Here is a 12,894-nt window from a genome sequence, read left to right as displayed (position 1 = left end):
GGGCAGGATGGCGCCCGGAGAAATTGGGCCGGGGAGGGCCGGATGACCACATTCACACGCCGCAACGCCATGGCGAGCGCCGCCGGAGCCGCCACGCTGGCGCTGACCGTGCCGGGACTGGCCCATACACCCGGACGCAGGCCGAACTTCCTGTTCATCATGGCCGACGATCTGGGCTACGCCGATCTCTCCTGTTACGGACGGCGTGACTATGAAACGCCGGTGCTGGACGGGCTTGCGGCGCAGGGAATGCGCTTTACCCACGGCTATTCAAACAGCGCGGTCTGCTCCGCCACGCGCGTGGGGCTGATCACCGGGCGATACCAGTACCGCATTCGCATCGGCCTGGATGAGCCGCTGGGCACGCCCGGCATCGGTCTGCCGCCCGACCATCCCACCCTGCCATCGCTGCTGCGCGCCAGCGGCTATCACACCGCACTGGTCGGCAAATGGCACATGGGGCCGCTGCCCGACTTTGGCCCATTGCAAAGCGGTTACGACGAGTTCTGGGGCAACCGCGGCGGCGGGGTCGATTACTTCACCCATGAAGTGAATAATGCGCGCGATCTGTGGGATGGCGACGTGCCGATCGAGCGGGTCGGCTATTACACCGATCTGCTGGCGGACCGCAGCATTGAATTCCTCGACGCCCGCGCCGCCGAAGCAGACAAGCCTTGGCTCCTCTCGCTGCACTTCACTGCGCCGCACTGGCCGTGGGAAGCCAACGACGCGCAGGGTCGCGCCGAATCCGCGCGGCTCGCCGATCTTCCACCGGACAGGCTCGGCCTGACGATCACCCATTTCGACGGCGGCGACATGGAAACCTATGCCGCTATGGTGACCAATCTCGATGCCAACATTGGCCGGGTGCTGGCGCGGCTGGCCGTACTGGGGCTGGAACAGGATACCGTGGTGGTATTCACCAGCGACAACGGCGGGGAGCGGTTTTCGGACACCTGGCCGTTCAACGGGCGCAAGACCGAACTACTCGAAGGCGGGATCAGGGTGCCTTTCATCGTCAAGTGGCCGGGCCTCACGCCGCCGGGCAGCGAAAGCGACACCCCGGCGCTGTCGATGGATTTCCTGCCGACTTTCCTTGCCGCCGCAGGCAGCGCTCCCGATCCGGCGTTCCCCAGCGACGGGGTGGATATTCGCCCCGCACTGGCTGGCGGTGCCATGCCCGAACGCACGCTGTTCTGGCGTTACCTGTCGGGAGACCAGAAGGCGGTGCGGCGGGGGCCGTTCAAATACCTGTCGATCCGCGGAAACGAATTCCTCTTCAACGTCGTTGACGATCCGATGGAGCGCGCCAATCTCAAGACCCGGATGCCTGACCTGTTTGCCGAACTGCGCGATGCTTTCGATGCCTGGAACGCGAGGATGTTGAACGATCCGACCGCGCGCAGCTACCAGTTCAGCCCCGGCGAAATGGTCGACAGGTTCGGTTCGCCCAATCCATGATCGAAGTGCCCGACGACCAGCCGCCGCCCAGCTTTGCCGCGACCCGCAAGCGGCTGGACTGGAAGCTCGTGCTGCTGCTGGTGCTGTTCCACCTGGCGGTGCTATATGGACTTGCGCGGCTGCTGGTGCCCGAATTCACCGCCAGCGTGATCGAGCAGGCGACCTCGATCGTCACCGTTACCGTGCGCACCTACGAAGAGCCCGAAGTTGAGCCGAGCATTTCCCCGCCTGCGCCGGACGAAGGCGCGGCGGGCGAGGAGGGGCGCGAGGCGACGCCGCGCGCGGTTGTCGCGCCTGAAAACCCGCTACCGCGCCCCAGCCCCGCGCCGCGCGCCTCCTCCACTGGCGCGGAGAACAATTCCGGCGCGCGCAATGATGGCGACGGCACCGGCGCTGGCGGAACAGGGAGCGGCACCGGCAGCGGGCGCGGCGGATCGGGGACTGGCGGCGCGGTGGCCGTGGGGCCATCGGTGCGTTCGGGCCGGATCGATGCGGCGCGCGATTTCCCGATTCCCGCAGGCGGTCGAGAAATCCGCTATGGAACGTCGGTAACCGTAGCCTTCACCGTGGGAGTGGACGGGCGCGCTTCGGATTGCAGCGTGACCAATCCCGGCCCGGACCCGGCCACCAACGCGCTGGTCTGCCCGCTGGTGATCGAGCGCATCCGCTTTAACCCGGCCACCGACGCGGCGGGCAATCCGGTGCCCGCGCGCTACGGCTGGCGGCAGGATTTCACCCGGCGGTAGCAATTCTGCGCCATCGCGCTATTCGCAATGAAACCGCGTTTACGAAGGCCCAGCATGACCCTGATCCATCCTGTCATCATGTGCGGCGGCAGCGGCACCCGGCTCTGGCCGCGCAGCCGCAAGGTCAAGCCCAAGCCGTTCCTGCCACTGGTGGGGGAAACGACACTGTTCGAACAGACGCTCGCGCGCTGCGCTGACCCCGCGAAATTCGCCGCGCCGACGATCGTCACCGGCACGGCACATCTGGAACATGTCGAGGAACAGTTGCACGGGGCGCAGGCGCGGATCGTGGTGGAGCCCGAAGCGAAGAACACCGCCGCCGCCATTGCGCTCGCCGCGCTGCTGCTGCCCGCAGATGCGGTGATGCTGGTTTGCCCGAGCGATCACCATATCGCCGATGTCCCAGCCTTCCGCGCCGCTGCGCAGGCCGCTGCTGCATTGGCCGCACAGGATTACATGGTCGCCTTCGGCATCACTCCGACCCATCCCGAAACCGGCTATGGCTACATCTTGCGCGGCGAGGAATTGCCAGGTGGTTACGCCGTGGAGCGGTTTGTCGAAAAGCCCGATCTGGAGCGTGCGAGCCAGTTTCTCGCCCACGGCGGCTACAGCTGGAACGGCGGGATTTTCGCCTTCCGCGCCGGGGCTTTCTTGGCGGAATTGGAGCGTCATCGCCCGGCGCTCGCTGCGGCGGCGCGGCAATCGGTAAGCGAAGGCCGGGAGGATGGCGCGCGCTTTCATCCCGCTCCAGAGCCCTTTGCGTCAGTCGAATCTGAATCGGTCGATTACGCGGTGATGGAAGCCACCGACCGCGCGGCGATGGTGCCGGTGTCGATGGGCTGGTCCGATATCGGCGGCTGGCCTGCGCTGCGCGATGCGCGCGAAGGTGACGCGCAGGGCAACCGGGTGCGCGGCAATGTCGAGCTGATCGATTGCACCAATGTCCTCGCCGATACCGATGGCCCGCGCATTTCGGTGATCGGGCTTTCCGATGTGGCCGTGGTGGTCGATGGCAACGAAGTGCTGGTCACCAGCATGGCGGGCGCACAGAAAGTCGGCAAGCTGACCGGGGCGAGTAACCAGTAGCATGGGCGGGCTGATCGGCAGCGACGGGATGATCGCCCAGACCATCCAGCTGGCGCTGGCGCCGGTGTTCGTGCTGGTCGCGATCGGCAACCTCATCGCCACGCTTACCCAGCGGCTTGGCCGGGTGGTCGATCGCAGCCGCGAACTGCAGCAGCTGCATAGCACGACCGAGGGGATGGAGCACGACATGGTTGTGCGTGAAATCCGCACGCTCGATCACCGCATCGCGCTGATCGGTCGGGCGCTGCTGCTGCTGGTGCTGGCTGGGCTGGCGATCGGAGTCACGGTGATGCTGCTGTTCGTGGAGGAATTCGCCCACGCCGGGCTCAATCCGGTGGCGGCCGGCACGTTCATCTGCGCCATCGGCCTGCTGATGGCGGCGCTGCTGACCTTCCTGCGCGAAACCCGGGAGGCGACGGCGGCACTGCGGATCCCAGAGAGCTATCTGGAAAAAGGGCGGAAGCTTTAGAGTCATCTCGCACGTCGCGAAACGGAACGGGAAAGTGGCTGACGAGGAGTTTCACTGCTGGGTGACCCATCCCCCCTTTGCAGCGTCTGCTCAGGATGGCGGGTATCCGGGCGGCGAATGTGGCCACGCTGGGATTGGTCGGAATGATCCTGCGCGGTTGGCTTTAGTCCTGGCGCGCGCCCCCGAGCACACGCCGGTCGAATTCGGTCTGGGCGAAATCGGTATTGTTGCGGGCATACCAGCGCGGCGCGGGTAGGTCTCGCTGCCAGGCAATCTGCTCGGTCAGGGTGCCCTGCGCAGAGGGCGTGTCGTAGGTCGCGGCGAGAGGCGCGATGGGATCGGCGAAGGCCTCGTCGGCGGAGATGATCGTCCAGCCGTTCGCCCGTAGCGCCGCCACCAGATCGCCGATATAGAGCGCGGCCAGATCGGTCTCGTGCAGCAGCATAACGTGCGCAGGCGAGCGGCCCAGCGCCTGCTGTGCCAGCGCATCGTAGAACTCCGCCGCCTCGACATGGCTTTCGACATAGAGGTCGCGCAGCGCTTCCCGGTCGATTGCTTGCCCTGCCGCGGTGGCATCGATGGCCGCCTGCTCGTAGAACCAGTCGCTGGCATCGACGGTGACATAGCCGTTGACTAACCCCCGCTCGGCCAGCGCCGCGCGCACCGCATCGCGCTTGGCCACATCATTGCGTCCTTCGTCGAGATAGGGATAGCGGAACCACGGGCGGTGGCCTTCCAGTTGCGAGAGCCATGCCTCCGCCGCATCGATATCGGCGATGTAGTCCGCCGCCGGGGTCTGGCTGAGCGCGGGGTGGGTGTTCGAATGGTTGGCGAGCACGTGGCCATCGGCGGCATAAGCGAGGATCTGTGTCACCCCGTCAGGATGCCGGTTCAGGCTGGCGGGATTGATGAAGAACGCGGCCTGCTCCACCCCCGCCTCGCGCAAAGCCGCGCGCAGCATGGCGGGTCTCTCGCCGCGGTCGAGGAAGGCCCCGGCATCGCGCGGAATGTCGTCGAAGGTCAGTGCTATGCGCTTCTCGCCAGAGCTGGGCTGCACTGCCGCGCAGGCGGCGAGCGCAAAGGCCAGCAACAGGGCGCAAAACGCGCGCAACACAGCGCCTAGCGCCCCTTCCACGCCGCCGGGCGCTTCTCGACGAAAGCCTTCATCCCTTCCACCCGGTCCTCGGTGGCGGTGAGGATCTGGAACAGGCGACGTTCGTGCAGCATCCCCTGCGCCAGCGTGGTCTCGAACGCGGCGTTGACCAGTTCCTTGTTCACCATCGCGGCCATCGGCGGCATTGCCGCAATCGCCTCGGCGGCCTTGATTGCTTCCTCCAGCAGGTCCGCGTGGGGCACCACGCGGCTGACCAGCCCGGCGCGCTCGGCTTCGGCCGCGTCCATCATCCGCCCGGTCAGGCACAGGTCCATCGCCTTGGCCTTGCCCACCGCGCGGGTGAGCCGCTGGCTGCCGCCCATGCCGGGGGCGACGCCGAGGCGGATTTCCGGCTGGCCAAACTTGGCATTCTCCGAAGCGATGATGAAATCGGCCATCATCGCCAGCTCGCAGCCGCCGCCGAGCGCAAAGCCGTTGACCGCCGCGATCCACGGCTTGCGGGTGCTGGCGGTCATCGTGTTCCAGCCGGCAAAGAAATCTTCGAGGAAGAAATCGGCGGCAGGCTTGTCGGCCATTTCCTTGATGTCGGCACCGGCGGCAAAGGCCTTGTCGCCCGATCCGGTCACGACGGCGCAATGCTGCCCCGCAACGGCCTCGAAGGCGGCGAAAGCGTCGCTCAGTTCGGCCAGCACCGTGCTGTTGAGCGCGTTCAGCGCTTCGGGGCGGTTGAGGGTGATGACGGTGACAGCACCGTGGGTGCGGGTGGTGATCGTTTCGTAAGCCATCGGGGTTCCTATTCGAGTTCCAGAATCACCGCGTCCACCACCAGCGTTTCGCCTTGGGCAGCGTTGATTTTCGCGACCTTACCCGACTTTTCGGCGCGGAGGATGTTTTCCATCTTCATCGCTTCCACCGTGGCGAGCGGCTGACCAGCTTCCACCGCTTCGCCTTCGCCGACGTGCAGTTTCACCAGCAGGCCGGGCATTGGGCAGAGCAGCAGCTTGGAAGTGTCGGGCGGCACCTTCTCCAGCATGTGCGCGGCGTGGCTGGCGTGCCGCGCAGGGAGCGCCATGCCGCGATGGCGCGCGCCGCGGGTGGTGAGCTTCCACCAGGCTCCGTCGCGCTGCAATTGCACGCCAAGTTCGGTGTCATCGGCACTGGCGGTGGAAAGCCGCATTCCCGGCTGCCAGTCCCAGGTGCCCGCGACCCACTCGCCATCGACATGCGCGCCGCCGTCACCCAGCGTGACCGCATATTGCGCTCCGCCCAGCTTCACGGCCCAGTCCGATCCGGGCGACGGCGCACCGTTGAGCCGCTCGCTGATCCGCCCGGCGCGGGCGCGGTGGGTGCATTCGGCCCCGGCGATCAGCGCCGCGATAGTGCGCAGCAGTTCGGGCGAGGTCTCCGCCCCGGTAAAGCCATCGGGATATTCCTCCGCGATGAAGCCGGTGGTGATCTCGCCGCTGCGGAAGCGCGGGTGTTGCATCAGTGCGGAGAGGAAATCGATGTTGTGGCCGAGGCCTTCGATCTCGAACTTGTCGAGCGCGGCGATCTGGAGATCGGCGGCTTCCTCGCGGGTCGGTGCCCAGGTGATCAGCTTGGCGATCATCGGATCGTAGAAGATCGACACCTCCCCGCCTTCGGTGACCCCGTCATCGACGCGGATGTAACTCCCACTCCCGCTTGCGGGAGGGGGCTGGGGGGTGGGCATGTCGGAGTGCGCGCCAATTTCAGGCCCACCCCCGGCCCCTCCCGCAAGCGGGAGGGGAGTGCGATACCGCACCAACCTGCCCGTGCTCGGCAGGAACCCGCGATAGGGGTCCTCCGCATAAACCCGGTTCTCGATCGACCAACCATTGATGCCGACGTCGACCTGCGTAAACGCCAGCGCCTCGCCCGCCGCCACGCGGATCATCTGTTCGACGAGGTCGATCCCGGTGATCGCTTCGGTCACCGGGTGTTCCACCTGCAGCCGGGTGTTCATCTCGAGGAAGTAGAAGCTCTCCCCCGTAGGGTCCGCGCCCGAGACGATCAGTTCCACCGTCCCCGCGCTGAAGTAGCCCACGGCCCGCGCCAGCGCGACGCATTGCTCGCCCATCGCCTGCCGCATTTTCGGCGTCACGAAAGGCGAAGGCGCTTCCTCCACCACCTTCTGGTGGCGGCGCTGGATCGAGCATTCGCGTTCGTTGAGGTAGAGGATATTGCCGTGCTGGTCGCCGAGGATCTGGATTTCGATATGGCGCGGGTTGAGGATGAATTTCTCGATGAACACCCGGTCATCGCCGAACGAGTTCAGCCCCTCGCGCTTGGTCGCCTCGAACCCTTCGCGCACATCGGCTTCGGAGTACGCCAGCCGCATTCCCTTGCCGCCGCCACCCGCAGAGGCCTTCATCATCACCGGATAACCGATCTCGCCCGCGATCCGCACCGCGTGCTCGGTATCGGCGATCTCGCCGACAAAGCCGGGGACGACATTGACGCCTGCCTTGAGCGCGAGCTTCTTGCTCTCGATCTTGTCCCCCATCGCGGCGATGGCATTGGCGGGGGGGCCGATGAAGGCGATGCCCTCTGCGGCGAGTGCTTCGACGAAGCTCGCGCGTTCGGAGAGGAAGCCATAGCCCGGATGCACGGCCTGCGCGCCGGTCTGCTTGCACGCGGCGATGATCTTCTCGGCGACCAGATAGCTTTCGCTAGCGGGCGACGGGCCGATATGCACCGCCTCATCCGCCATCTGGACGAAGGGGCTGCGCGCATCGGCATCCGAATAGACCGCGACCGTGGCAATGCCCATGCGGCGTGCAGTGCGGATGATCCGGCAAGCGATTTCGCCGCGATTAGCGATGAGGATTTTGGTGAACATGTGGCTCTCTTGGCCCCTCTCAGTTTTCAGCAAGCCTCACAGCCAGCGGTATTGGGTCTGCAATTGTCTGGTGCGGTCATTAGTTAGTTCAGCGAGACAACCGTATTGCCAGATGAGCTCTTCTCGACCGCCAATCGCACCATTCTGGGAAGTGCACTCCAAGTCGCGCCACACCAACCAAGCTCGCTGTGCCTCGATAAGTCTCTCAGGATGCGGCATTCGGCGCCATTGCTCGTTGAGCTCTTGATCAGCTGTTTGCCAAGCATCGTAAGCACAACCTAGAAGCTCATTGTAGACCGTAGAATCGCAACGGGGATCATGGTCAACCTGAAGCGTCGCCAGCGCGAGCAGTGCAAGAATCATTCGATCCTCTCCCCCAAAGGCGGCATATTGTGCCCCAGCAGCCGCAACAAATCCGCTGCCGCTTCGACCACATTCGTGCCCGGGCCGTAGATCCCCTGCACCCCGGCCTGGCGGAGGAAATCGTAGTCCTGCGGCGGGATCACGCCGCCGGCCACCACCTTGATATCGGCGCGGCCTGCGGCGCGCAGGTGCTGGATCAGTTCGGGGATAAGCGTCATGTGGCCCGCCGCCAAGGATGACGCGCCCACCGCGTCCACCGCGTTGTCCAGCGCCAGCTTCGCGGTTTCCTCGGGCGTCTGGAACAGCGGGCCGGAAAGCACGTCGAACCCCATGTCGGCAAAGGCGCTGGCGATCACGTTCGCCCCGCGATCGTGCCCATCCTGCCCCATCTTGGCGACCAGCACGCGCGGGGTATGACCGAGCCGCCGCGCCACCGCCTCGACGCCCGCGACCACCTGCTCGTACCGCGCATCGCCCGCATAGGCGCTGGCATAGATACCGCGCACCGGAGTGGGGCGGGTTTCGTAGCGGCCGAACACATCCTCCATCGCGGCGCTAATTTCGCCAAGGGTGGCATCGTGGCGGGCGCATTCGATGGCCAATTGCAGCAGATTGTGATCCCCCGCGAAGGCGGGGGTCTCAGGCCGGGGAGCGCCATCGGCTGGGAGGTCCCCGCCTGCGCGGGGACTCGCACGCTGGGCTGCCCCTTCCGCCAGCGCCTTGAGCGCCGCTTGGCACGCCGCCTCATCGCGCCCGGCCCGCACGGCTGCCAGCCGCGCCACCTGCCCCGCGCGCACGGCGTGGTTATCGATATCGAGCGTGTCCAGCCGGTCTTCGGTGGCGAGGCGGTACTTGTTCACCCCGACGATCACCGTTTCGCCCCGGTCGATGCTCGCCTGCTTCGCCGCTGCCGCGCTTTCAATCGCCGCCTTGGGTTTGCCCGAAGCGACATACCGGGTCATCCCGCCCGCCGCGTCCACTTCGGCAATCAGTTCGCGCGCCTTCTCGGTGATCTCCGCCGTCAGCGCCTCGATATAGTACGAACCGCCCAGCGGATCGGCCACATTGCACACCCCACTTTCCTCCTGCAGGATCAGCTGCGTGTTGCGGGCGATGCGGGCGGAGAAATCGGTCGGCAGGGCAATCGCTTCGTCGAGCGCGTTGGTGTGCAGGCTCTGCGTCCCGCCGAGCACGGCCGAGAGCGCCTCCAGCGTGGTGCGGATCACGTTGTTGTATGGGTCCTGCTCCTGCAGGCTAACCCCCGATGTCTGGCAATGGGTGCGCAGCATCTTCGACTTTTCGCTTTTCGCGCCCAGCTCGGTCATGACATCGTGCCACAGCGTACGCGCGGCGCGCATCTTGGCGATCTCCATGAAGAAGTTCATCCCGATGCCCCAGAAGAAGCTGAGGCGCGGGGCAAAGGCGTCGATATCAAGCCCGGTGGCGATGGCGCGGCGGGCATATTCCTTGCCGTCGGCGATGGTGAAGGCGAGTTCCTGCACCGCCGTCGCCCCGGCTTCGTGCATGTGATAGCCGCTGATCGAAATGCTGTTGAACTTGGGCATGTGCGCGGAGGTGTAGGCGATGATATCGCCGACGATCCGCATCGAAGGCTCGGGCGGGTAGATGTAGGTGTTGCGGACCATGAACTCCTTGAGGATGTCGTTCTGGATCGTGCCGCTGAGCTGTTCCTGCGCCACCCCCTGCCGCTCCGCCGCGACGATATAGAAGGCCAGCACCGGGATCACCGCGCCGTTCATCGTCATCGAGACCGACATGGTATCGAGCGGGATCGCGTCGAACAGGATCTCCATGTCGCGCACCGTATCGATGGCGACCCCGGCCTTGCCGACATCGCCGACGACGCGCGGATGATCGGAATCGTAGCCGCGATGGGTGGCGAGGTCGAAGGCGACCGACAGCCCCTTCTGCCCTCCCGCGAGGTTGCGGCGGTAGAAGGCGTTGCTCTCCTCCGCCGTCGAGAAACCCGCGTACTGCCGGATCGTCCACGGGCGGCCGGTGTACATCGAGGCATAGGGGCCGCGGGTGAATGGCGCGAAGCCGGGGAGGCCTGCGTCTTCTGGCGCATCCTGCGCCGTGTAGAGCGGCTGCACGGCGATGCCTTCGGGCGTGTGCCAGGTCAGGTCCCGCCCCTTGACTTCCTTCGCGGCGGCGGTCTGCCAGTCGGATTTGGTGGTCATGCCCCCCCTCCCGCTTGCGGGAGGGGGCCGGGGGGTGGGCCTGTCCGGCTGGCGATGGACAGGCCCACCCCCAGCCCCTCCCGCAAGCGGGAGGGGAGTTTGATTGTATCAATGCCCATCCGGCGTCTCCATGATCTCGGTCAGCATTCCGCCCATGTCCTTGGGGTGGAGGAAGAAGATCGGTGTCCCGTGCGCGCCCACGCGGGTGGGGCCGAGAATGCGCTTGCCCAGCCCTTCGAACCATTCGCGCGCCGCGCCGATGTCCTCGACTTCGAAACAGACATGGTGCTGCCCGCCGAGCGGGTTCTTGGCGAGGAAATTGTGGATCGGAGAAGTCTCGTCGAGGGGCTCGATCAGTTCGATCTGGGTGCCGTTGTTGGGGGTGTTGACGAAGCAGACCAGCACGCCCTGATCGGGCATGGCGAAGGGTTCGGTAATGTCGGTCGCGCCCATCGCGTCGCGGAAATGCGCGATGCTATCCGCGATGGACGGCGTGGCGACGCCGAGGTGATTTAGGCGTCCGAGTTTCATTGACCGAACCCCGTCATTGCGAGGAGCGAAGCGACGCGGCAATCCAGTCCTGCACTATCCATGCGCAATCTCCTCGAACAAATCGCGCCAGGTCGGGTTCATGCCCTCTATCAGCGCCAGTTTCCGCTTCCGCGAGCCGCCCTTCACTTGCTTCTCCCGCACAATCGCTTCTTCCATTGTCGCGTGCTGTTCATACCATACCAGCAGCTTGCAGCCGTACCGCTTGGTGAACCCTTCGACAGCGCCCTCACGATGCTGCCACACACGTTGCGGCAGGTCAGAGGTGACGCCAGAGTAGACGGCGCCGTTCTGACGGTTGGCCATCAGATAGACGCACGGGTTCTTCTCCAACTCACACCTCCCTCGTCGTTGCGAGCGCAGCGAAGCAATCCAGTCCTGCCGATTGCCCGAAAGTCCGACGGCGGGACTGGATTGCTTCGTCGCTTCGCTCCTCGCAATGACAGTTCCTAGAGAGGCAGGTTGTCATGCTTCTTCCACGGGTTCTCCAGCACCTTCCCGCGCAGTTTCCGCAGCCCCAAAGCGATCCGTCGCCGCGTCGAATGCGGGTGGATCACCTCGTCGATATAGCCGCGTGATGCTGCCACGAACGGGTTCGCGAACCGATCCTCGTATTCCTTCGTCTTCTCGGCAATCTTCTCCGGATCGTCGCGGTCCTGCCGGAAGATGATCTCTACCGCTCCCTTCGCGCCCATCACCGCGATTTCCGCCGTGGGCCAGGCGTAGTTCAAGTCGCCGCGCAGGTGCTTGCTCGCCATCACGTCGTAGGCGCCGCCGTAGGCCTTGCGGGTGATGACGGTGATCTTGGGCACGGTCGCCTCGCCATAGGCGAACAGCAGTTTCGCGCCGTGCTTGATGATCCCGCCCAGTTCCTGCGCGGTTCCGGGGAGGAAGCCGGGGACGTCCACGAAAGTGACGATCGGGATCGAGAAGGCATCGCAGAAACGCACGAAGCGCGCCGCCTTGCGGCTGGAATTGATGTCGAGCACGCCCGCCAGCACCATCGGCTGGTTGGCGACCACGCCCACCGGGCGGCCCTCGATCCGGCCGAAGCCGGTGATGATATTGCCCGCGAACCTGGGCTGGATTTCGAAGAAGGTTCCCTCGTCTACAACCTTGGCGATGACTTCGTGCATGTCATAGGGCTGGTTGGCATTGGCGGGAATGATCGTATCGAGGCTGTCCTCGCGCCGGTCCCAAGGGTCATCGGTGGGCAATTCGGGGAGCGGGGCGCGGTTGCTGGCGGGGAGGAAGCCGATCAGTTCGCGAGCGGCGAGCAGCGCTTCGATATCGTTTTCCAGCGCCAGATCGGCGACCGAGGTCTTGGTCGTATGCGTGATCGCCCCGCCCAGTTCCTCCTGCGTGACGACCTCGTTGGTGACGGTTTTCACCACTTCCGGGCCGGTGACGAACATGTACGAGCTGTCCTTCACCATGAAGATGAAGTCGGTCATCGCCGGGGAATAGACCGCCCCGCCCGCGCAAGGGCCCATGATGAGCGAGAGCTGCGGCACCACGCCGCTGGCGAGCACGTTCAACTGGAACACGTCGGCATAGCCGCCAAGGCTGGCGACGCCTTCCTGGATGCGCGCGCCACCGCTGTCATTCAGGCCGATCACCGGCGCACCGACCTTCATCGCCATGTCCATCACCTTGCAGATCTTCTCCGCATGGCGCTTGCTGAGCGAGCCGCCGAAGACGGTGAAATCCTGGCTGAAGACGTAGACCAGCCGCCCGTCGATCGTGCCAGAGCCCGTCACCACACCGTCGCCGGGGATCTTCTGGTCCTGCATCCCGAAATCGGTGCAGTCGTGCTCCACGTAAGTGTCGAGCTCTTCGAAGCTGTCTTCATCGAGCAGCACATCAAGCCGCTCGCGCGCGGTCAGCTTGCCCTTGGCGTGCTGCGCGTCGATCCGCTTCTGCCCGCCGCCCATGCGGGCAGCGAGACGGCGGCGTTCCATTTCGGCGATATTGGCGGACATCGGCAGGCTCCTCTGCGGCCATGCCGTTGCACGGGAAACCTGATGCGGTCAACCGGAGCGGAC

The 12,894-nt window shown here is 65.4% G+C and carries 12 protein-coding genes; 4 read left to right on the top strand and 8 right to left on the bottom strand.

Annotated features, from left to right (window positions below; all coding sequences use genetic code 11):
* Positions 1 to 42 precede the first annotated feature (42 nt).
* The 4 genes from JY451_08365 to JY451_08350 are packed head-to-tail and all read left to right on the top strand — an operon-like array spanning position 43 to position 3,762.
* On the top strand, positions 43 to 1,461 hold the full coding sequence (locus JY451_08365) for a sulfatase-like hydrolase/transferase (protein QZH73795.1): 1,419 nt from the start codon (positions 43 to 45) through the stop codon (positions 1,459 to 1,461).
* Entirely contained in the window at positions 1,458 to 2,207 is a 750-nt protein-coding gene (locus JY451_08360; GenBank protein QZH73794.1) for a hypothetical protein, read from the top strand. Before JY451_08365 ends, JY451_08360 begins: the two co-directional genes overlap by 4 nt.
* Before the next feature lie 54 nt (positions 2,208 to 2,261).
* Positions 2,262 to 3,293 carry a mannose-1-phosphate guanylyltransferase gene (locus tag JY451_08355; protein ID QZH73793.1) on the top strand — a complete coding sequence of 344 codons (1,032 nt, stop codon included), beginning with the start codon at positions 2,262 to 2,264 and terminating at the stop codon, positions 3,291 to 3,293.
* Between the two features lie 28 nt (positions 3,294 to 3,321).
* Positions 3,322 to 3,762: a DUF2721 domain-containing protein gene (locus JY451_08350; protein QZH76649.1), complete on the top strand. Its 441-nt coding sequence runs from the start codon at positions 3,322 to 3,324 to the stop codon at positions 3,760 to 3,762.
* A gap of 163 nt (positions 3,763 to 3,925) precedes the next feature.
* On the opposite strand, the gene JY451_08345 is transcribed toward JY451_08350, so the two are convergent.
* The 8 genes from JY451_08345 to JY451_08310 all read right to left on the bottom strand — a co-directional run bounded on the left by JY451_08345 (position 3,926) and on the right by JY451_08310 (position 12,831).
* On the bottom strand, positions 3,926 to 4,855 hold the full coding sequence (locus tag JY451_08345; protein QZH76648.1) for a polysaccharide deacetylase family protein: 930 nt from the start codon (positions 4,853 to 4,855) through the stop codon (positions 3,926 to 3,928).
* 26 nt (positions 4,856 to 4,881) lie between these two features.
* Complete coding sequence (locus JY451_08340) at positions 4,882 to 5,661, bottom strand: enoyl-CoA hydratase/isomerase family protein (GenBank protein QZH73792.1); 780 nt, start codon at positions 5,659 to 5,661, stop codon at positions 4,882 to 4,884.
* An 8-nt stretch (positions 5,662 to 5,669) separates the two neighbouring features.
* The gene (locus JY451_08335) at positions 5,670 to 7,736 is read right to left on the bottom strand and encodes an acetyl/propionyl/methylcrotonyl-CoA carboxylase subunit alpha (protein ID QZH73791.1); all 2,067 of its coding nucleotides are present in this window, start codon (positions 7,734 to 7,736) and stop codon (positions 5,670 to 5,672) included.
* 36 nt (positions 7,737 to 7,772) lie between these two features.
* A complete protein-coding gene (locus JY451_08330) occupies positions 7,773 to 8,099 on the bottom strand; it encodes a DUF1311 domain-containing protein (protein QZH73790.1) in 327 nt (108 codons plus the stop codon).
* Complete coding sequence (scpA, locus tag JY451_08325; GenBank protein QZH73789.1) at positions 8,096 to 10,300, bottom strand: methylmalonyl-CoA mutase; 2,205 nt, start codon at positions 10,298 to 10,300, stop codon at positions 8,096 to 8,098. Before scpA ends, JY451_08330 begins: the two co-directional genes overlap by 4 nt.
* A 108-nt stretch (positions 10,301 to 10,408) precedes the next feature.
* Positions 10,409 to 10,831: a methylmalonyl-CoA epimerase gene (gene mce, locus JY451_08320; GenBank protein ID QZH73788.1), complete on the bottom strand. Its 423-nt coding sequence runs from the start codon at positions 10,829 to 10,831 to the stop codon at positions 10,409 to 10,411.
* A 54-nt stretch (positions 10,832 to 10,885) separates the two neighbouring features.
* Positions 10,886 to 11,155, bottom strand: a complete 270-nt coding sequence (locus JY451_08315; protein QZH76647.1) for a GIY-YIG nuclease family protein — start codon at positions 11,153 to 11,155, stop codon at positions 10,886 to 10,888.
* A gap of 143 nt (positions 11,156 to 11,298) precedes the next feature.
* Positions 11,299 to 12,831 (bottom strand): acyl-CoA carboxylase subunit beta, encoded by a 1,533-nt coding sequence (locus tag JY451_08310; GenBank protein QZH73787.1) that lies wholly within the window; start codon positions 12,829 to 12,831, stop codon positions 11,299 to 11,301.
* Between the last annotated feature and the right edge of the window lie 63 nt (positions 12,832 to 12,894).

It is taken from the genome of Erythrobacter sp. (assembly GCA_019739335.1).
Taxonomy (GTDB): Bacteria; Pseudomonadota; Alphaproteobacteria; order Sphingomonadales; family Sphingomonadaceae; genus Alteraurantiacibacter.
The sequence above is the reverse complement of the archived record's forward strand: the minus strand, read 5'-3'. Positions and strand labels throughout refer to the sequence as shown.